Annotated in this window: 21 protein-coding genes; 7 read left to right on the top strand and 14 right to left on the bottom strand. The window is 48.5% G+C overall.

The features are described from left to right. Positions 1-33: 33 nt before the first annotated feature. Positions 34-939, bottom strand: a complete 906-nt coding sequence (locus J2X61_RS08480) for an RNA polymerase sigma-70 factor (RefSeq protein ID WP_310187295.1) — start codon at positions 937-939, stop codon at positions 34-36. A 259-nt stretch (positions 940-1,198) separates the two neighbouring features. Between J2X61_RS08480 and J2X61_RS08475 the strand changes: the two genes are divergently transcribed. From J2X61_RS08475 to J2X61_RS08465, 3 genes are read left to right on the top strand one after another with little or no spacing between them, the layout of a single operon-like run. Then, entirely contained in the window at positions 1,199-2,533 is a 1,335-nt protein-coding gene (locus tag J2X61_RS08475) for a spore germination protein (protein ID WP_310187292.1), read from the top strand. Next, complete coding sequence (locus J2X61_RS08470) at positions 2,526-3,605, top strand: GerAB/ArcD/ProY family transporter (protein WP_274468866.1); 1,080 nt, start codon at positions 2,526-2,528, stop codon at positions 3,603-3,605. Before J2X61_RS08475 ends, J2X61_RS08470 begins: the two co-directional genes overlap by 8 nt. Further along, the gene (locus J2X61_RS08465; protein ID WP_274468864.1) at positions 3,592-4,668 is read left to right on the top strand and encodes a Ger(x)C family spore germination protein; all 1,077 of its coding nucleotides are present in this window, start codon (positions 3,592-3,594) and stop codon (positions 4,666-4,668) included. Before J2X61_RS08470 ends, J2X61_RS08465 begins: the two co-directional genes overlap by 14 nt. Before the next feature lie 61 nt (positions 4,669-4,729). Here the strand turns inward: J2X61_RS08465 and J2X61_RS08460 are convergent, their stop codons facing one another. Beyond that, positions 4,730-5,686 (bottom strand): D-2-hydroxyacid dehydrogenase family protein, encoded by a 957-nt coding sequence (locus tag J2X61_RS08460; RefSeq protein WP_310187287.1) that lies wholly within the window; start codon positions 5,684-5,686, stop codon positions 4,730-4,732. Between the two features lie 148 nt (positions 5,687-5,834). After that, complete coding sequence (locus tag J2X61_RS08455; protein WP_310187285.1) at positions 5,835-6,950, bottom strand: GRAS family protein; 1,116 nt, start codon at positions 6,948-6,950, stop codon at positions 5,835-5,837. A gap of 317 nt (positions 6,951-7,267) precedes the next feature. On the opposite strand from J2X61_RS08455, the gene J2X61_RS08450 reads away from it, so the two are divergent. After that, the gene (locus J2X61_RS08450) at positions 7,268-7,447 is read left to right on the top strand and encodes a small acid-soluble spore protein H (RefSeq protein ID WP_274468860.1); all 180 of its coding nucleotides are present in this window, start codon (positions 7,268-7,270) and stop codon (positions 7,445-7,447) included. 119 nt (positions 7,448-7,566) lie between these two features. Here J2X61_RS08450 and J2X61_RS08445 read toward each other — a convergent pair whose 3' ends face one another. Next, positions 7,567-7,974 (bottom strand): HIT family protein, encoded by a 408-nt coding sequence (locus J2X61_RS08445; protein ID WP_310187281.1) that lies wholly within the window; start codon positions 7,972-7,974, stop codon positions 7,567-7,569. A 111-nt stretch (positions 7,975-8,085) separates the two neighbouring features. Next, entirely contained in the window at positions 8,086-8,667 is a 582-nt protein-coding gene (locus J2X61_RS08440; protein ID WP_310187277.1) for a class I SAM-dependent methyltransferase, read from the bottom strand. Between the two features lie 193 nt (positions 8,668-8,860). On the opposite strand from J2X61_RS08440, the gene J2X61_RS08435 reads away from it, so the two are divergent. Genes J2X61_RS08435 through J2X61_RS08425 form a run of 3 tightly spaced genes read left to right on the top strand, consistent with a single transcriptional unit; the run spans position 8,861 to position 10,304 of the window. Beyond that, positions 8,861-9,307, top strand: a complete 447-nt coding sequence (locus tag J2X61_RS08435) for a hypothetical protein (RefSeq protein ID WP_274468856.1) — start codon at positions 8,861-8,863, stop codon at positions 9,305-9,307. Position 9,308: 1 nt separating this feature from the next. Further along, positions 9,309-9,533 (top strand): helix-turn-helix transcriptional regulator, encoded by a 225-nt coding sequence (locus J2X61_RS08430; RefSeq protein WP_274468855.1) that lies wholly within the window; start codon positions 9,309-9,311, stop codon positions 9,531-9,533. 30 nt (positions 9,534-9,563) lie between these two features. Next, positions 9,564-10,304, top strand: a complete 741-nt coding sequence (locus tag J2X61_RS08425; RefSeq protein ID WP_274468854.1) for a DUF4386 domain-containing protein — start codon at positions 9,564-9,566, stop codon at positions 10,302-10,304. 51 nt (positions 10,305-10,355) lie between these two features. Here the strand turns inward: J2X61_RS08425 and J2X61_RS08420 are convergent, their stop codons facing one another. From J2X61_RS08420 to J2X61_RS08380, 9 genes are all read right to left on the bottom strand, one after another. Beyond that, complete coding sequence (locus tag J2X61_RS08420; protein ID WP_274469327.1) at positions 10,356-10,898, bottom strand: GNAT family N-acetyltransferase; 543 nt, start codon at positions 10,896-10,898, stop codon at positions 10,356-10,358. 13 nt (positions 10,899-10,911) lie between these two features. Further along, a complete protein-coding gene (locus tag J2X61_RS08415) occupies positions 10,912-12,429 on the bottom strand; it encodes a malate:quinone oxidoreductase (protein ID WP_274468853.1) in 1,518 nt (505 codons plus the stop codon). Positions 12,430-12,782: 353 nt separating this feature from the next. Continuing rightward, entirely contained in the window at positions 12,783-13,556 is a 774-nt protein-coding gene (locus J2X61_RS08410) for a methyltransferase domain-containing protein (protein ID WP_379239661.1), read from the bottom strand. 236 nt (positions 13,557-13,792) lie between these two features. Then, positions 13,793-14,806 (bottom strand): alpha/beta hydrolase family protein, encoded by a 1,014-nt coding sequence (locus J2X61_RS08405; protein ID WP_274468852.1) that lies wholly within the window; start codon positions 14,804-14,806, stop codon positions 13,793-13,795. A gap of 8 nt (positions 14,807-14,814) precedes the next feature. Then, positions 14,815-15,597 (bottom strand): arylamine N-acetyltransferase family protein, encoded by a 783-nt coding sequence (locus J2X61_RS08400; protein ID WP_274468851.1) that lies wholly within the window; start codon positions 15,595-15,597, stop codon positions 14,815-14,817. Positions 15,598-15,714: 117 nt separating this feature from the next. Then, positions 15,715-16,476: a GTP cyclohydrolase II gene (locus tag J2X61_RS08395; protein ID WP_274468850.1), complete on the bottom strand. Its 762-nt coding sequence runs from the start codon at positions 16,474-16,476 to the stop codon at positions 15,715-15,717. A 340-nt stretch (positions 16,477-16,816) separates the two neighbouring features. Then, positions 16,817-18,628, bottom strand: a complete 1,812-nt coding sequence (locus J2X61_RS08390; protein WP_310187272.1) for a stalk domain-containing protein — start codon at positions 18,626-18,628, stop codon at positions 16,817-16,819. A gap of 31 nt (positions 18,629-18,659) precedes the next feature. Continuing rightward, entirely contained in the window at positions 18,660-18,833 is a 174-nt protein-coding gene (locus J2X61_RS08385) for a hypothetical protein (protein ID WP_274468848.1), read from the bottom strand. Between the two features lie 275 nt (positions 18,834-19,108). Next, positions 19,109-19,312, bottom strand: a complete 204-nt coding sequence (locus J2X61_RS08380) for a hypothetical protein (RefSeq protein WP_310187269.1) — start codon at positions 19,310-19,312, stop codon at positions 19,109-19,111. Between the last annotated feature and the right edge of the window lie 5 nt (positions 19,313-19,317).

Here is a 19,317-nt window from a genome sequence, read left to right as displayed (position 1 = left end):
AGGCTTAAGCTGAGGCGAATTTAGCTAAAGCCATCATGATTCCTGCATAGGCGTGATGTGCTGTAATTTATCCGGGTTCACAATCACGTAAACTCGCTCAATCGTCTGCTTGGCGTTATCCCAATCCAAACAAATAACTCCTGTAGGCCATCCATTCTTCGTAAGTAAAATGCCCGGTGTCTCGTTTACCTGAACCAATTGCGCCTCAGATTCGGGAAATCGGCTTGTCGAAAGAGCTTTCAAAATGATAAGCACACGTTCTTTGGTGTAGATCGGACGTACAGCGGCAGAGACCTTACCGCCACCGTCGGCGATCAGAATGACATCCTCGGCCAATAGATTCACGAGAGATTGAACATTCCCATTCGCAAGCGCAGCGATGAAGCGATTCACCAATTCCTTCTCCATTCGCAGCTGCGAGGAAGGGATTTCCGCTTTCTCTGAGGAGAGGTCTACTTTCTTTTTGACTCGACTATAGATTTTGCGGCAATTCACTTCCGATTTGTTAACCATCTCGGCAATTTCGCCATGCTCATAACCAAACACTTCTCTTAAAATAAAAACACCCCGTTCCAAGGGCGTCAGTTTATCCATCAGAACAAGCAAAGCATAAGAGATCGTATCATGACGCTCGATGCTGTCTAGCGGGCTGGCCTCTTCCATGTGAACGGTCGGTTCCGGAAGCCAGTTCCCCACATAACTGACTCTCTTTTTGCGAGCGGATTTTAATTCGTTCAAGCAGCGGTTAATCATCATTTTGCTTAAATACGATTTAACGTTCTGAATATTGTCCATCAGAGATCCATGGATGCCGATGAACAAATCTTGCACCATATCCTCTGCGTCTGATCTCGAACCCAGCATATTATAGGCAATCGCAAATAAGTGGGATTTGTAAGTTGTATATAATTCTTCAATCGTCGTGGATGTTGTTTCCAATGTTTGGCTTTGCATAGTACCCGCCTTCCGCTCCCTAGAAATCTCTTCAATGTCATTTATTATGAAACAAAACGGATGAACCCATTCTGTTTATCATGAAGACAATCGGTGACTTCCTAGTGTGACAATCTTACGCGCTTTTCTTTTAAATTCATTTAAATGGCTACGAGCTGCCGCTCTCATCAACTCTCCATCGCATAGATCCCCTGCTAATGGGAAAATATAACACAAAGCATGCTGCATAAGGGAGCAATCAGGAATGGATCCACGGATACAAGAAATAAAAAATCAATTCTCGAATGACGCCGATTTCTTTCTTCAAACGGATTTTCTTATGGATACGCCTGTTATCCTCATGGGTTTTATGACTTTGGTTGATTTGACCGAATCCCGGGAAGCACTCCATGATTATCTGGAGAACAGCATCTTATCGCACCAAACAACCGATGAATTCATGCGCTTGTTCGGAGAAGTGGAGGAGTACGATAGTAAGAAAGCCGTGTCTTCGATTGTAGAAGGCAAATTAATTATTTATTTCGAGAGGACGAAGCAGCTCGTCGTCATGGAACCGGTTCCGAAATTACTGAACCGTTTCTTTGAGCCGCCGATGAATGAAAGTGTCATTCAAGGACCGTTAAGCTCCTTCGTTGAAGACTTGGATCAAAATGTCGGGATTATCCGAAAACAGTTGATATCGGAGTCTCTGCGAGTAAAATCGTTCTCTGTAGGCAAGGGCGACAAGAAAAGAATTTCAATGGTTTATTCCGATGAACATGTCAACAAGGAACTTGTGACGAACATATCTCGTCAATTCGAGCTGAATCAAGACAGACAAGTTCACAATCTGCAAAATTTGGCCCAAACGCTGGGTCTTTCGAACTGGGGACCCATTGCCAAATTCAAAACGACGGAACTCCCCCAAGAAGTCGCCCAATCGATCAGAACGGGCAAGGTCGTCCTGTTCGTCGATCGGCTGCCTCTTGCACTTGTTCTCCCTAACCTGATATGGGATATGTTCGTTCTGGAGAACGATCGCAATTATCCGATACCGATCATGCTGACTTTACGATTATTACGCATTATCGGGATTTTAATGACTTTGATTTTCCCAGCTTTATACGTTGCACTGGTCGCAGTCAATCCTGAAGTATTGCGAATAGAGCTCGCCTTGGCTGTTTCTCAAAGCCGTGAAGGCGTACCGTACCCTGCACTCGTAGAAATCCTAACCGTACTGCTAATCTTGGAATTAATCCAGGAGGCTAGCGTTCGATTGCCGAAGAGCATCGGTCCCACCCTAACGATGGTAGGCGGAATTATATTGGGACAAGCCATTGTAGCAGCGAAATTAGTGAGCAACCTCATCCTAATCATTCTTTCGGCCACGACGATTGCGAATTCAACGGTGATCGGCTTTCAGAACTCGATCTCGATTCGATTATTTAAGTATGTCATCGTTATGCTAGCTGCAATCTACGGTGTATTAGGTATTTTGGCGGGGCTCGTGTTCGTGTGTGCGTACATGGCCAGTCTGAACACCTTTGGCGTCTCCTACTTACATATCAATGTAGCAAAGGATCGAACCGAACATGGATAAAAGCATATCTGTCGTGCTCATGTATGTTCTCACGCATCTGGGGCTTATTTTCTTCTTGTATCCGGAAGATATTATTTCCAGCACAAACAAAGGACATTGGGTTGTTATTCTGATTGGGATTGCGATTCATTTTGCCGTCATTGCCACCTATATGAAAGGCCTGAGTTATTTTCCAAGATGGGATATTATACGGATTTATCGGAGTGCCGGGAAAGGAATTGCGCTCCTCTTCCTTGTGCCCATTCTGCTTTATTTATTCGTGGTAACCGTCCTTTCCGTGCGCGCTTATTCGGAAGTCATTACGATCATCTTCTTATCCAGTACGCCGCTTTGGGCGATCATGCTCTTATTGCTGGTGTTATCCACTTACATCGCCTCCAAAGGAGTTGAAACGTTATTTCGCACGGGGGTTCTTCTCAGCATCCTGTTTCTGCCCCTGACACTATTCATCGTCATCACTTCATTCCAGAACATGGATTGGAACTATGCCCTTCCTATATTTGATCTTGACTTATCGTTCGTCGCCAAACCTTCGTTCTATCAGAGCTTTTTTGCATTCTCAGGCGGATTCCTGTTTCTTGGTTACTTACAGCCGTATTTCACGTATCAAAGGAACAAAGTGCTGTTAGCCGCGGCCGCCCTCATCCCCTTCTTCATCTTCTCCGTCTATATTCCACTTCTTACATTCGGAGAATCAACGGCCTTCACGCTGCATTTTCCTTTCGTTGTTGTTGTCGATACGTTAAGTATCAACTGGCTGATGTTTGACAGAGTCACTATGTTCTTCCTGCTCTCGCTGATTACTTTCATCATGCTGTTTATCTCGTTGACGCTGTGGCAAATCAACCGGATGCTAAGCCAGTCCCTCCCTTTTATTAAACCGGTCTATCTGCTGCTATCGCTCTCCGTTGTTGTCTTTAGCTTCTGTTTAATGATTCCCGATTGGAAAATGGTTGAGAAGCTGCTATGGTGGAACACACCGTTAAGATTGTTTGTCTTCGTAACGGTTCCACTCTCCGTATTATTACTAGGGCTGCGTGCGAAGAGGAAGGTGAGTCATGAACATTCTTAAATCGGCAAGCCAAATATTCATGATTCTAGGTTTGCTCGTCATTCTAAGCGGTTGTTGGGATAACAAAGATATCAATCATCGATCTTTACCTTTGGTGATGGGAATTACGATGCAGGATGGTGAGTATAAAATCATTTTGCAAACGCCCGAGCTGGATCAGAGCAAAATCAAATTAAATGAAATTACCGAAACCGGAAAAACAATCAGCCAAGCGGTCGATAAGATCAGTGTCAATAAAGAGAAAGAAATCGACTTGCTCCATATCAAAGTGATCGTCATAGAAAAAAAGCTGGCCCAGCAAGGCATGAAAGACATCCTCTCCAGCTTCATGAGAAGCGGAGAAATTTCCCTCAAGGCTTACATTGCGATATGCGATGAAGACATTACCCACTTTCTATCGAAGGAAGCGGAAATTTCGGTGCCGAAGGGATCCTTCGTCTACGACTTTTTTGAAAAAAATGCCGGATGGAATCCGCAAATCGCCAGAGCGCAAATATGGCAGACGTATCGCAGTATTTATTCCTATACGAATGACATCGCGATTCCCGTTCTAAAAACCGGCAAAGATTTGACTTGCGAATATGAAGGTTCTGCGATTATAAAAAATGGAAAAATGGTCGGGCAAATCAGCTCCGACGAGACGCTGCTTTATAACGCCTTCAATAAAGAGAGCACGCAAGGGAAAATTGAAGTGATGGACCATGCCAGTGTCTTAATTGTCAGTAATTCGATGTATCACAAGAGCGAGCTCATGGATAACAAACCGCTCATGAATAGCACGATTAAAATGAAGGTCGTCGTTCTGGAAACGAGGGGAAATCCTTCACAAGCGCTCATTAAGCAGGAATTGGAAACTCTGCTCACGGAACGTTTCCAACAGCTTTTTGCCAAAGTTCAAGAGAGTGAAGCGGATATTTTAGCCGTCGGACAGCATTTTAGAACCAAGCTATCCCGGAAAGAACTGGAACGTTGGAGAACCGCGTACTATCCTCAATTGAAAATGAATGTTCACATTCATACTGATATTCAGAACGAAGGATACATTAAGATACGTGCGAATTAACAAGCCCGGAATAAGCACAAACCCGCGGAGTCCGCGGGTTTGTGCGATACGTCAGTTCGAATCAAGCAAGCGTTCGAACCGGCGAACCGGTCAGATAAGCTTCAATATCTTGAACAACGTCTCTATAGAACGCTTCATAATTTGCTTGCGATACATAACCGATATGAGGCGTAGTAAGCAGATTCGGAAGCGATCGGTATATATCGTCCTTCGGCAGCGGTTCCACCTCGAACACATCGACTGCGGCGCCGGCAATCCAGCCATTCTGCAAAGCTTCAGCCAGCGCGGCTTGATTCACGATCGGCGCGCGTGACGTATTGATCAGATAGGCTGTCGGACGCATGCGCTTCAGATCTTCGGCTTGCAGCAGTCCTCGGGTACGATCGCTCAATACAAGATGGATGGATACGAAATCGCTGTTCTCCAGCAGTTCTTCCTTGGATGCAGCCAGCTGGACTCCCGCTTCTTCAGCCCGTTCTTGCGTCAAATTTTGGCTCCACGCCATGACCTTCATGCCGAAGGCTTGGCCGAATTGGGCGATCTTGCTGCCCAGCTTGCCCAGCCCAAGTACGCCCAGCGTCTTGCCGTACAGATCCGTTCCGATCGTGCTTTGCCACCCGCCGCCTCGAATTGCATTGTGTTCCTGAACAATGTTGCGGGCGAGCCCCAAGAGCAAAGCCCATGTCAGTTCGGCGGTGGCGTTGCCGGCACCGCCTGTGCCGCACACGGTCACGCCTTGCGAAGCGGCTGCTTCCAGGTCGATGGAGGCATTGCGCATGCCTGTCGTGATAAGCAGCTTCAATCGGGGGAGCCGGGCAAGCAGCGATGCGCGGAATGGCGTCCGTTCGCGCATAATCACAACGATTTCGCAATCGCCGATCTGTTCAATGAGTTCCTCCTGCTGATCGATATGGCGAGAGATACTCTTGACCTCCACCTTGTCCATCACCTGAGACCAATCAGCGGCGCTCAGAGCCACTTGCTGATAATCGTCTAATATCGCACAGCGAAGCTTCATTCTGGACTTGCCTCCTTCTCCTATTATGTAAGATGATAGCAATACGAAACGGATGCAGGCTATCAGCAAGCTGCAGCTGATTATGCCAATACATCCGCCATATTCGTGTATGATCAGTATATTCCTGACTGCATAAACTTGCAAACGATCATCCGTTGGAAGCCGATCCTCGCGGGACGGCGCATAGCACGGATACGAGGTTCGTTTCTCCGCAGCCTAGGCCAATTCGCCATTCCCCTAAGTCGCACGGGATGCCTTGCGGGATGTGCATATATAGAGCATATAAGTCCGGGTTTGGCGAGAAACCGGCACGTTCCAACCGGCCGATCCAATTCGTAGTAGACTCGTGGCGTTCACAGCGCGAATGTTCGGGGCTGCCGATAATATCCTCAATCTCGCGACCGAAGAAAATTTTCAGCGCTCTCTTCTGTTCGTAAGGAATCTCCAGCGAATCGATCACTCCGAACACCAGAGAGAAGTGTTCCCAGCAATGAACGAACCGGCTGCTCAGATCGGCCGTCTGATGATCTGAGTCCGGCTCGCACATCACAACGACGGCCGGGTTCAACGAGCGAAGCTTACTTAATACGCCATTCTTGCCGCCCGAACCCGCGTGCGAATCTCGAATATGATGCAGCGCGAAGGAGGCGTTGACCAGATGGCCTTGGCGCTCAGCCAGAAGGCTCCAAATAGCGTCAGGCACATTCTCGACTTCGTAGGCGATCGGATGGAACGTGACGCTGATCCCGCAGCTTTCGGCGGCTCGCTTCACGTTATCGTGCGCTAACTGCAAACAAAGCTCATTCGGTTCTATCGCATACAGGTCAATCCGTGAGGGACGTCTGTCTTGCAATGCCAGTTCCTCCAGCAGCGAGACGATTTGGCGCCCGGTGCCAATCCCGATCTCCAGGAACGTGACGGGTTCCCCGGGATGTATATAGCCGGTCAGCAGACTGTTCGCAATGCGTGAGGCGCCGGTGACCATCGGGTATTGCTCCGCCAGCAAATTAAACAACGTGATCTGCGGGACGTCGTACTGCTTCAAGTAGAGGTTCATTTGTTCGTTCTGAACGGGATCCAATCGTTTCATCAACGCCATGGCGAACAGAAAAGGCAGCATGTCACCCGGTTTTTTGGCGATCTCCAAAGTCGCGGCGAAATGGGCCAGCTTCGTCTGGACTGCCGTTCCTCCGCCATCAGCCATCGTTTCGAGCAGCAATGACCGCACCTTATCGTAGGGGGTCACTTCCATTATCGTCATCATCATCATCCTTTTCAGCTATTCGATGTCGTTAAGCTTACCATCCTGAACATCCCGCCGTCTTGAGCAGGACATTCCTCATTTTCGGGAAAATAGCGGGAATCACTTCCCGCGAGTTATCTGGCACATTCTTGAATTCTAGCGGCAAGTTCACTCTCTTCATTCTCACAGAACCTAGCGACTCTCGAAATGATCCAAATGTATAATTCAACGTATACTTCCGGTCGGATTTTCGTGTGTGCGTTTTTACGCTTGTACGGAATAAGAATTGGCATCATAGCCAATATTAGTATCGTTAAAATGAGATGGAGGTATGGACAATGAATCCACAACGTGCGATGGAAATTGCCGATTCACCGGTTATGGCGAATGTAACGTGCAATGGCGTTCCCATTTACATCCAACATGTAGACGAAGGTAATGAAACCGCCAGAATTTATCCGCTGGATCAACCGGAGAACGAACAACAAGTCCCGCTGAGCAGTCTAATAGAGCAATAAAAAAAGGGTGCCTAATCGGCACCCTTCTCATTTGTGAAGCCAGAATGTGTTTAAAAATAATTTGTTCAACGTAATCAATAGGTTTCTTGTGATTGAGATTCACAGAGTCGAACTCTCCTTTACCTATAAGACTTGATTACACCGGCCAACGTGCGGCATGTTTCGCGAAGACGTCCTTTGGCATTAGCCGAATCGGATGGCTCCACCCAGGCGAAGCCATCCGAGTCATACCGCGGAAAGATATGCATGTGATAATGCGATAAATCATTAAATGTGCCGTTATTTTGAATAATGGTGACGCCATCCGGTTGGAAATGAGCCTTCAGAAGCCGTGCGAGCAGTCTGGAGACCTTCATAATTTCATTAGCCGTTACCTCATCCAATTCATCCATATCGTGATAATGAACCTTCGGTAGAATGAGCATATGGCCTTCATTGATTGGTGCAATATCCAAAATGCATGTGACCAACTCATTCTCGTAGACGACATTCACTTCAATCTCTTTATTCGCTAAGCGACAGCCCAAACATGGATTCCCCGCCATACCTATCCTCCCCCCCGCCCCATGATCCTCATAGAACTAGTTTACCACTGCTCCCCAGGTTCACGACAGGTTATTCCAACGGTTTGTCCCAGGTCATGAAGTAACGGTAGTAAAAACGACGGCGAATTTTCGCTCCCGGCACAATGTCCTGCGCGATTTGACGATTTCGCTCAACGATTGTTGGGGCTCCGCCAGCCGGACACCAATTTCCTGCACCCCGCCGCGGACACAGTCCATAAGACGGATCGGCAGCATGCATAAACCGGAGAAGGCATAATCCGCAAGCGTTTTGTTTGCAGCAAGCCCAACGATAAGCATTCGTCCGCCTGGCGATAGAAACCGGCGAATATGGGACAGCGCCACTCGCAAATCCATATGGTGCAGCGCTGCAACGCAGGAGATCGTAGCATAGCATTCATCTTTAGCTGGTACAGGCCACGTGAGAAAGTCATCGTTGATTAATGATACATTCGATGCGGCGGCGAGCCGAGCTTGAGCACGCACGATGGCTTGAGGGTCGGGATCGATGCCGACAACTTGGCGCGCGACGGGCGCAAGCCGCTGGAGGAGCAGACCGTCACCGCAGCCGATGTCCAGCACTCGGCCTCCGCGAGTTTTCGCATCATTCACCAGTTCATTATGAAAAGCGGTATTATGGTTCCAGTATGGCTCCATTCCTTTCTTCTCCCTTCGTGATCATGAGCATATCTCAACCCATCAAATTGTTTGCATACAAGTAAAGACGAAAGGTTCCACACATTCGGTTCAAATACATGTAAAACAAACTTGACATTGTGTATAGTTTTTATTACATTATGAATAGAATACCATACATGATGATCATCACATTTGACAGGAGGTGCAGCCAATGACTTATCAAGAAAAGAAAAGCATCGTCTCATTAATTAGCGCCATCGTTATTTTCGTGTCCTACGCTTTGTACATGTATCCGAAATATCCTGGTGGCGAACCTGGCTCCTTAGAAACGTTTCGTTATTGGGGCTCTTTCGTCCTCATACTGACGTTGGTTTCCATCATCGCGCACATTGTCATCTCCATCATCTTTAACATTGTCTTTCGCATCACCACCCATGAGAAGGAACCTAACTTTGCCGATGAACTCGATAAGCTGATTGATCTAAAAGCGACCCGAAATTCTTTCTTTGTATTTGTCGCCGGCTTTCTAATTGCCATGGGAGCGCTGACTATCGATCAACCGTCACAGGTCATGTTCATGATTCTGATCGCTGCCGGATTCTTTTCTGATGTAACAGGCTCCGTTACCAAACTTTATCACTACCGGAGAGGCGTTTAAAATGAGTAGAATTGTTGTCGGCAATCACATTCGAAGACTGCGCTTCGAGCATCAAGAAATGACTCAGCAGCAATTGGCTGACATGGTAGGCGTTACAAGACAAACGATCGTATCACTCGAAAAAGGGAACTACTCCCCTTCACTAGAATTAGCCTTTCGCATTGCTCATGCTTTCAACCTGCCTTTGGAGGAAGTGTTCTTTTATGATCAGCCCGGCAAGCCTTGAGCGCTTAAAGCGTTGCCCGCTTAACGGCAAATGAATTTATTTATCGAATGGAGTGAAACTATGCATTCAAACCAAAAAGCTGCAAAACTTGTTGGGATCTTTTTCATCCTTGCCGCCGTAGCGGCGATAGCCGGTCTGCTTATGTACGATCCGATATTGAATGGATCCGATTATATGGTGCAAGGTTCCGAACACGCTAATCAGGTCATATTCGGTGCCCTCATGGAGTTAATACTTGTTGCCTCTGCGATCGGAACTTCTACAGGTATGTTTCCGATCTTGCGAAAATATAATGAAACCATTGCCCTCTGGCATCTCTGCTTCAGATTCCTTGAAGCGGTTATCATTGCGATCGGCATTATCAGCGTCCTGTCTCTATTAACGTTAAGCCGTGAATTCGCAGCGGCGGGTTCCCCTGTTTCCTCCCCTTTCCAAGCTTCAGCGATATTGGCCAAAGCGATACATGACTGGACGTTTATACTTGGTCCCAACTTCATGCTGGGTCTTAATACAATGATGTACAGCTATATATTTTATCAAACGAAACTCGTTCCCCGGTTCATTCCCATCTTGGGCATGACAGGGTCTGTCCTCGTCCTTCTGGCAGCTCTATTAGAAATGTTCGGTATCATCCCGCAAATCTCAGCCACCGGAGCGTTGCTATGCCTGCCCGTTGCAGCAAATGAAATGATTTTGGCCGTATGGCTCATCGTGAAAGGTTTCAATGAAAATGCCCTGCATAACTTATCTTTATCCGCTAATAGAAAATAAAAACAAGGAGCAGCACTGCCGAGGCAGTGCTGCTCCTTGTTTGATTCGTCTCTAGATATCTTCGGACGGATTGATAATGGCTAGAACCTGGTGGTCCTCCCAGACGCCATTGATTTTGACATTGCTGCGGGATATGCCTTCTCTATGGAAACCCGCATTCTCGAGCACACGGATAGAACCAGGGTTACGCGGCGAAGCCTCCCCGAAGATCCGGTGAAATTTCAGCTCTTCGAAGGCATAGCGCACCACCTGCTTCACAGCCTCCGTCATATAACCTCTGCCGTTATAGGCCTGGTCGAGTCCATAACCGATCATACAGCTCTGCAGCGGTCCTCGCAAAACAAAGTTCAGCCCGATGTTGCCAATGATCCGGTCATCCTCCCGGTGGCAAATGACGAAGTTATATTTCTTGTCTTCCGCTCTGTCGGCTTTGCTCTTGATGATCGATTGGAGCTGGTACTCTACGGAATAGTTCTCATCCGGGCTGCTTGGCGAAAATTGTTCAAAGAATGCCCGGTTGCGAATATACATCTCGGCCAATTCTTGAGCATCCGATTCTTCGGGAAACCGAACGTACACGCGATATTCCGGCATCTGTTCCATACGGCTAAGATACCGTGCGGCGAACTTTCTGTACCGGCATCCCTTCGCTTAGCTCAAGCGCTTGTGCAGTTGAAGCATGCACTTCCTGAATAAGCTCAGGATTGTTCAGCAGCGACACGCCGTATGTCGGAATCATTTCCTTAATTTTCGGTTCCCATGCTTTCAGGTGCTGCGGGAAGCACTTCTTGATAACTTCAAGCATGACGTGAACAGCTGTAGATGCGCCTGGCGAAGCGCCTAACAAAGCTGCAATCGAGCCATCAGCCGCGCTGATCACTTCCGTTCCGAATTGCAGCGTACCTTTGCCGCCTGCTTCCGTATCCTTAATGACTTGTACACGCTGCCCGGCTACGACCAAATCCCAATCCTCAGTTTTGGCTGTTGGAATAAACTCACGCAGCTCGTCCATACGCTTCTCTTTTGATAACATCACTTGCTCGATCAAATATTTGGTCAAGGCCATGTTCTTGGCTCCTGCCGACAGCATCGTGACAAGGTTGTCCGGTTTAACGGAAGTGACCAAATCGAACATGGAGCCGGTCTTCAGAAACTTCGGCGAGAATCCGGCGAACGGTCCGAACAGCAGCGATTTTTGGTTATTGATATATCGGGTGTCCAGATGAGGAACAGACATTGGCGGAGCTCCGACCTTCGCTTTGCCGTACACTTTGGCGTGGTGCTGCTCAATGACATCCGGATTGTTACATACCATGAAAATGCCGCTTACCGGGAATCCGCCGATGTGTCTGCCTTCAGGAATACCGGACTTCTGCAGCAGGTGCAGACTTCCTCCGCCGCCTCCGATGAAGACGAATTTAGCCGTATGGCGCTCAACGCTGCCACTGTCGTTACGTACTTTCAGTTCCCATGAACCGTCGCTCGCCCGTTTGATATTGTCGACGCTATGATTGTACTTGATTTGGACCTTCTTGTTCGCTAGATGATCGAATAAAATGCGCGTCAAAGCACCGAAGTTGACATCTGTACCGGAATCAATCTTCGTTGCTGCAATCGGTTCATTCGCAGGCCGATCTTGAATGATAAGCGGAATCCACTCCTTCAGCTTCTCAGGGTCATCGGAAAATTCCATACCTTGAAACAAAGGATTGTTAACTAACGCTTCGAAACGTTTCTTAAGGAACTTCACGTTCTGCTCGCCGAGAACCATACTCATATGAGGGAGCGGCATGATGAAGTCCTGTGGATTGCGGATCAGCTTGCTTTCTACAAGATAAGACCAGAATTGCATAGAAAGCTGGAACTGTTCATTAATTTTGATAGCTTTGCTAATATCTATGGAACCGTCAGCTTTTTCTTCCGTATAATTAAGCTCGCACAGAGCGGCATGTCCCGTGCCGGCATTATTCCATTCGTTAGAGCTTTCTTCTCCCGCTTTATCCAGCTTCTCAAATACAGTAATTTCCCACTCCGGTACTAATTCTTTCAGTAGAGTCCCTAAAGTCGCACTCATAATTCCCGCACCAATTAAGATAACATCTGTTTTCGTTTCTCTGTTGCCCATTTTAACCGTCCTTATCCCCTAAGATTTGCAGAAAGGATGCGGGCGCTTCTGATTAGCCGCTAGAAACCAGTCAGAGCGCGGTCCAGTCACACACCTTTTCTGGATCAATAATAATCCTGTTAATCCTATAGATTAAAATATTTATATACTATTATATGATGTTATAAGTGGTTCGACAAGAACTGCCACAAAGTAGCCACGAAAAAAAAGAGCGTGCCGTAAGGCTGCTCCGTCCCTGCCTATTATTAACAAATGGAATTCTACTGGTAAATATCTCGCATGCTAGCAAAAATGGATAGCCATGGATTGATCCCTGGCTTCTCCTTACATATTCTTATAGATTCAAAGCCATTCTATACATAGCGGTCTGCCGAAGGTTCCTTAACGGCCGCTATACGCAATCGGCTGGTGTCTATGAACCATTGGTCTTCCTTGGCCAAATACGGCTTCAACTCCGCCTCGATCTCGCCGTATATCAACTCTCGTTCGGCGCCCGGAACATCAGGAAAGAACCAACCGGCAAAGCTGTTCATCCAATCGCGTATGCTTATTCCTTCTTTCAGCGGTGTCCGTCTCTCGAAATGTTGAGCGAACGTAACGCGAAAGCCGGTCTGCTCCAGCAGGCTGGTATACTCGCCTATGGTTGGCAAATACCACGGGCACCGCCCTTCCCAGGTGTATCCGCGCGATTCTAACGCCGACTGCATCGCGGCGGTCAGCAAGGCAACATTGCCGCTGCCGGCGAATTCGGCGACGAAGCGGCCGCCATCCCGCAGCGATAGCCAGACGGATTGCGCAACAGAGTGGGCGTCTTGGATCCAATGCAAAGTCGCATTGGAGAATACCGCGTCATAGCTTGATTCCGTCCTGTAAGTGCTGGCGTCGGCGGTCTGGAAGGTCAGTTCGGGGTATTTCGATCGGGCCCGATTCACCATCTCCGCCGAGAAATCGATGCCGGTTGGTATCGCACCTGCAGCAGCAATCTCGGCCGTTAAATCTCCTCTCCCGCTGCCAAGGTCGAGAATTCGTTCGCCAGGCTGGGGATTCAGCAGACTTACAATCCTGATACCTAATTTGTCGCTATACGCTTCGGAGGTCCATGGGTACATCATCGGTTCGTCATTCATCCGAATAACCTCTCCCTTTGTTACGAAGTATGTGAAAACAGACGTCATTATAGACTTTATGCATCCATAATAGCGATAATAACAGGTTGCTGTCAAGAAACAATCCAAGCAATCGGCATAGGACCTTCGAAAATGAAGGAAGCTTGCGGCTCCGGGTCATCCGTTGGTCCATAGTATCGCATAGGCAGCACGAAGAAATCCTGACGAATGATCGCCAGGATTCTTTCGTGCGTAATCTATGACCAAACTTTTAGAAACCAATCATAGGCCACCCTGCCCGATATTTCGTGCGGACCATCGAACAAGTCCAGCTCCACCTTCTCTTTGACTCCAAGGAGTTCATAGACGGACTGTACCTTCTCATAGGCTTCCAGCGCCGCATGAACCGGAAAAATCGGATCCTTGTCCCCAGCTTCAAGCAAGAGCGGCTTCGGAGCGATCAATCCAAGCAGATCCGGCATTTCCGCAAGTGCTGAAAGGCCTGGAATATAATTGTCAACACAATGATGGATGGATAAAATACTCGCTTGAAACGTATTGGCATATCCGCTAACGACGGCAGCCGAAATTCGATCGTCGATGGCGCTGGCGAATGCTGAGACGAGTCCGCCGCCGGAAATGCCCATACACCCGACCCGGTTGGAATCAACATCGTTGCGGGTTAGTAAATAGTCGACGCACCGAAGTGTCTCATACACGCGATAACCGGCCATCGTCTGACCAACGGCTAGCAATAAGGTCGACAGACGATGACAGGAGTTCGACTGCTGAGCTTCCTCCTGCAATTTGCGATCGCCAAACCCAAGCAATTCCGGTGCTGCAACAATGAATCCCCTGTTCACCAATTCAAGGGCAAAATTCCTCTGGTAACCGGGCTCCCCTTCTTTCTCCTTTCCCTCCGCGGTAAGCCCTACAATATCCTTGCTCCCATAGCCGTGACCATGGCAAGCAACGATGGCTCCTGCTCGTTCCTTACAATTCTTAGGGATTAAGACATAGACAGGCATGATAAGGCCAGGATACGTTTGAATTTGAATTCTTTGCCGAATATATGTGCCGCAGTCCGCCGTTTCCAGCTGCACCGGTTGCAGCTCCGCCGTTTCCTCAGGAAATCCGCCGAGCAATTCGACGAACCGGGATCTAAGTCTTTCACGCCACTGCTTCCATTCTTCCTGTGATTGAGCTTGAAAGGCTTCTGATGGCAAGGTGCTCTGCAACAAACGCTGAAAATATGTATCTGGATTCCACATACCGGGTCTCACCTCAATTCGGATAATGATATGCCAAAATGAGTCCTCAATGCTTCTTTGTACGCTTCCTCCGTTTGCGGCGTGAAAGCGTTCACACCACTGGAAGTGAAAATGCGGAACTCCTGGTTCGAAACGGTATTCCGGCCTTCTGAAGTGCGAATCGCGATAATCGGATATTTGTTGAAAATGGAATCGGGCGCATGTTCGCACCAGTAACTCGCGAACAGGTAATCATGGGGCAGCTGAGGTTCCTCCGTGAACGTATAGAGACGGTTCCATTCCCCGTTCTTCAGCTCGCCAAGCTCCCAACCATAAGCGGCATCCCTGGTGAGACGATAACATTCCTCGCCTTGCTGCTGCGCAACATCTTCAATGAGCGCCAGAGGTCTGCGCGGGACGATTCCGCCTACGCCGACATCACACAAGTAGTTAATGCCTTCGGCTTCGACCTTCAGGACGTGATGACGCCTTTTGGGCGGCAACAGCGACTCGTCTCGCCAGAATCGGGCTACCCAATCCGTTACAGGGTACCCTGCCTCTCGAAGCAGCCAGCCGAATAAGGCATTGAGCTCGAAGCAGTAGCCGCCGCGCCGGCGGGTTACGATCTTGTGATACAGATCCTGCGGATCCAAGGATAGAGCTTTGCGTTCCACAATGTCCAAATTCTCATAAGGAACCGAATGCAAATGTCGTTCTTGCAGCTCGGCCAGCGTCTTGGCGCTGCCATCGAGGGAGCCTGTAAACCCGATGCGATCCAGATAGTTTTGAATTTGGCTGTTGGTAGTTGTCAAATATAGACACCGCCCTTCACACAGTTACTATGTACCTTCTCATTATAGCAGATGCCCCTCCTTGCCGGTTATCACTGAACATCTAACAATAAAAAAAGCCAAGCCGGCAGCTTGACTTCAATCATTGTTGCAGCATCCATCACTCTCACGGAAATGGCCTGAGCGTTCAACTTTCGTCTTCAGGTACTTCTCGTTAAACTCCGAGACATCCCCCCATAACTGTACCCTCTTCTCAACGTCCAAGCCGGCCTTCTTCAAAGCGTCTAATTTTCTCGGGTTATTGGTAATGAGTGTCACCGGTTTGGTCCGCAATGTACGGAGAACTTGGATCGCATCGCCATAATTGCGGGAATCGTCGACAAATCCCAGTTTCAGATTGGCATCCACGGTGTCATAGCCGTTTTCTTGCAATATGTAAGCAAGTGCTTTGCTGAACAACCCGATTCCTCTACCTTCATGGTTGGCCAAATAAAACAAGGCGCCGGTTCCATGCTCCGCGATGTGTTTCAACGATTGCTTAAGTTGATAGCCACAGTCGCATCGCTTGCTGCCGAAGATATCCCCTGTATGACATATCGAATGAAACCGAATGAGTGCGTGCTCGGCAGATTCGAAATCTCCATGAACCAAAACGCTGGATTGCTGCATTTCTGCAAGATTAACAGAAGACAGCTTCGCGAGGATGCTTCCGAAATCCTCCGTCACTTCACGGCAATTCAGCCAGCAATACCACTTAAACTCGTAGGTTTCGTCATACAGGTTGATCGGAAGCTTGATGGGACCTACAAGATAGATGGCTCCTCGGTCCGTTGGGACGAGTTGAATTTTAGGTTCCAGCAGCGAGAGGACTTTGGCATCAAAATCTTTCGTAACCGACATGGGAGGCACTCCTTTCAATCCATTTAAAACTTAGGTTGTGCAATACGAGCACGCCTATGCAGCCTAAAACACTTTTCAGCAAACATTCATTCAACGCTCAAGAGGGTTTCAGCTTTCGCTTCATAACTATGGGCTGCTGTACCTACTTCATACAACTGCTCAGATTCCTTTGATTCCAGCCAGGTTGGCGACCGAATGTCTATTGTTCGTAGTTAGTTACCTGTGCCAACGAAAGTTTGTTTATTAACGGTCAAAAGCCTGGCTCTCCTTAAGATTCCTTAAGAAAGCCAGGCTTTTGTATCATTTTGAGTTGAGCTGTATATGTTCAGCCAATTCCCCTCTACGGAATCTTAACGACAAGCTCGCTAAGATAATCGGTGGTGGACACGCCTTTCGGAGGGCCAAATTCGAATTCAACCGAATCCCCATAATCATCACCGTTATTGTCGTTGATCTGCAGCGGGATCGGTGCGTGGCCTTCAGGCAGCCATCTCGCTGCAGCTTTATAGCGCCCAATCGGAATTTGATCTACACCCGCTCCACCCGCGACAGGACCTCCGCGTTTCGTAATCGTTTTGCCCGCACTGCCGTCAAGCAGCGGACCAACCGGAGTCAGCGTAATCTCCAGATCGTTCATATCGAACTCAGGCAAAGCGTCATCAGTCGACGTAAAGAACGGATAAATGTAGATCTGACCGTCAAATTTGCTCCAAGTGAAGTTACGGACGGCTCCGGATTTGCCGATTAACGGAAGATCGACGTCAGCGGATAAATCGAACGTATAGCTTTTTCCGTTGAATGATTTGGTGACGTCAGCGCCCATATGCCAAGAGGTCGCTATCTCGGGCAACTCGATCCGGTAGTGTCCCGTTACATCCGTAACCCCGAGCACGTTGCTGTCATAGAGCAGTGTGTTGTCGGCGAAGACGGTTATCCCCGGTATCGGCTGACCATTGGCATCCCGTACATATCCTTTCACGACATAGGCTTCAACCTCCTCTTGGACAGGTTCGGGTGCAGGAGCTGGCGTACGTTCAGGCTCTTCTTGCGGAGCCGCTTCTTCGATTCGTACCGTCGCGTTCTCCCCGTCTCTGGCGTAGGATACCTGATATCCGCTGTTTTCTGCGACAAAACGAAGAGGAACTAACGTACTGCCATTAACGACTTGAGCAGGAACGTCCAAGCTCACGTTCTTATCGTTCACTACGGCGGTCTTACTGTTAATCGTTAGTTCGATCGTAAGACCGTCCTTCGTTCCGATCGCCTGTTGGGAATCGCCATGATCTACCCATTTCACTTCGAAACCTAGCGTTTCGAATAATTTGCGGAACGGGACCAAGGTTGAGCCATCCTTTAAGAGAGGTCTGGCATCGCCAAATTGAAGCTCTTGCCCCTTATATAAAACATGGATCACAGGACTTTCTGCAGGCATTGGGGGCGGCACAGGGCTCGGCGTCTGTGATGGTGTTGGCGCATGAACCGGTCCTGGGGTTGTTGCAGGTGTCGGTACAGGTGTTGTTGCAGGTGTTGGCGATGTTGCAGGTGCGGGCTCTTGTGTGGAAGGAGTCCCGCCTGTCGTCATCCCTTGTTTATATTTAATCGGTTTGGATACTACCGTACCTCCTGGCGTGCCGATTTCCAAAACATAATATTGCGTTTCCTTGATCGTTCCGTTATCGCTGGCGTACAAATCGAAGGTCAGATTGCCCTCGAACTCGCCCACAGGCTCTTTGACATCCTTGCGAAAACCGGGGTTGACGATGCTCTTCTCATGCGTTGTCCCGCTTGCCGGCGTAACCGCTTTGTCCTGTACTATGCCGAGCAGCCACCCGGTTGTCACGCGGTTCGTTCGCCACACGCCTTGGTAGTTATCCTTCCCATAGGCATCCGTTGAACGCAGTACGACGGAATCGATCACTGTTTTCTGCGCAAGGTTCATTACCAATCTGAAATGGCCGTCCTTATTGCCTTCAGGTGTAAAATCCGCCGCACCAACGACATCGGAAGCCGTATCGAGCAGGCTGAATTCTTTAATCTGTATGCCCGCGGGTTGAGTTTCACCAAATGCACTTACGACTCCGCTGAAAGTCAAACAGCCTGCCAGCATAAGAGTTGCTATTGTGCTTTGTTTTCGCCTATACCTTTCTGCCATCACGCGTACACTCCTCTGAAACTCATCTCGATTACCCTGCTTCCGGTTTAGCCTCGGGCTTCGCTGCCAACAGCACACCGGCTTTCACACCGGAAGCCATTTCCGGTTTTGCTTCCGGCTTCGCACATACCGTCGTTGGAACGGCAATGGCTGCAATCAGTGCAGCCCCCATCAACCATTTCATTGCTTTGTTCATTGTTCTCATCGTGATAACCTCCATAACATGAATTTGATTTCTATATTCATCTTACAGCGGGCACAATCCTGAACGCATGAGACATGGACGGGAATTATTCAGGGAAGATTTCAGGATACAGACGGGAACTGAACCGGGAACATGATACGGGGACACAGATGGATACGGGAAGCATTTCGGGAATCGGCGAGATCAGTGGTTGTGGTTCACCTCCCAATCGCTTCAAACGATTGAGAGGTAAGTGATGTTGAGGAGTTCATCGAGGGAACTAAGGAGAACTTCAATCAGGCAAAAGCTTCGGGCTTTGCCTCCGCCTTCGCATAGCGCGCCTCTGGCTTTGCTTCCGCCTTCGCATAGCGCGCTTCAGGCTTCGCCTCTGCCTTGGCCAGAGCAACTCCCGGCTCCGCCTGCCCCAGAGTGACGAATAAGCTTGCGGCCATAGCCGTTCCTAACATCCATTTTAATCTCAATCGATTGATTGTCTTCATGGCTT

The sequence above is a fragment of the Bacillus sp. 3255 genome, from assembly GCF_031456485.1.
Classification (GTDB): Bacteria; Bacillota; Bacilli; order Paenibacillales; family NBRC-103111; genus Paenibacillus_E.
Note: the sequence above shows the minus strand (reverse complement) of the source record. Positions and strands in the feature narration are given on the sequence as shown.

Excerpts from the sequence above, each read along its gene's own strand:
- J2X61_RS08475 (WP_310187292.1), top strand. The coding sequence starts at position 1,199 with ATGGATCCACGGATACAAGAAATAAAAAATCAATTCTCGAATGACGCC.
- J2X61_RS08470 (WP_274468866.1), top strand. The coding sequence starts at position 2,526 with ATGGATAAAAGCATATCTGTCGTGCTCATGTATGTTCTCACGCATCTG.
- J2X61_RS08465 (WP_274468864.1), top strand. The coding sequence starts at position 3,592 with ATGAACATTCTTAAATCGGCAAGCCAAATATTCATGATTCTAGGTTTG.
- J2X61_RS08460 (WP_310187287.1), bottom strand. The coding sequence starts at position 5,686 with ATGAAGCTTCGCTGTGCGATATTAGACGATTATCAGCAAGTGGCTCTG.
- J2X61_RS08455 (WP_310187285.1), bottom strand. The coding sequence starts at position 6,950 with ATGATGACGATAATGGAAGTGACCCCCTACGATAAGGTGCGGTCATTG.
- J2X61_RS08450 (WP_274468860.1), top strand. The coding sequence starts at position 7,268 with ATGAATCCACAACGTGCGATGGAAATTGCCGATTCACCGGTTATGGCG.
- J2X61_RS08440 (WP_310187277.1), bottom strand. The coding sequence starts at position 8,667 with ATGGAGCCATACTGGAACCATAATACCGCTTTTCATAATGAACTGGTG.
- J2X61_RS08435 (WP_274468856.1), top strand. The coding sequence starts at position 8,861 with ATGACTTATCAAGAAAAGAAAAGCATCGTCTCATTAATTAGCGCCATC.
- J2X61_RS08430 (WP_274468855.1), top strand. The coding sequence starts at position 9,309 with ATGAGTAGAATTGTTGTCGGCAATCACATTCGAAGACTGCGCTTCGAG.
- J2X61_RS08425 (WP_274468854.1), top strand. The coding sequence starts at position 9,564 with ATGAATTTATTTATCGAATGGAGTGAAACTATGCATTCAAACCAAAAA.
- J2X61_RS08420 (WP_274469327.1), bottom strand. The coding sequence starts at position 10,898 with ATGCCGGAATATCGCGTGTACGTTCGGTTTCCCGAAGAATCGGATGCT.
- J2X61_RS08415 (WP_274468853.1), bottom strand. The coding sequence starts at position 12,429 with ATGGGCAACAGAGAAACGAAAACAGATGTTATCTTAATTGGTGCGGGA.
- J2X61_RS08410 (WP_379239661.1), bottom strand. The coding sequence starts at position 13,556 with ATGAATGACGAACCGATGATGTACCCATGGACCTCCGAAGCGTATAGC.
- J2X61_RS08405 (WP_274468852.1), bottom strand. The coding sequence starts at position 14,806 with ATGTGGAATCCAGATACATATTTTCAGCGTTTGTTGCAGAGCACCTTG.
- J2X61_RS08395 (WP_274468850.1), bottom strand. The coding sequence starts at position 16,476 with ATGTCGGTTACGAAAGATTTTGATGCCAAAGTCCTCTCGCTGCTGGAA.
- J2X61_RS08390 (WP_310187272.1), bottom strand. The coding sequence starts at position 18,628 with ATGGCAGAAAGGTATAGGCGAAAACAAAGCACAATAGCAACTCTTATG.
- J2X61_RS08385 (WP_274468848.1), bottom strand. The coding sequence starts at position 18,833 with ATGAGAACAATGAACAAAGCAATGAAATGGTTGATGGGGGCTGCACTG.
- J2X61_RS08380 (WP_310187269.1), bottom strand. The coding sequence starts at position 19,312 with ATGAAGACAATCAATCGATTGAGATTAAAATGGATGTTAGGAACGGCT.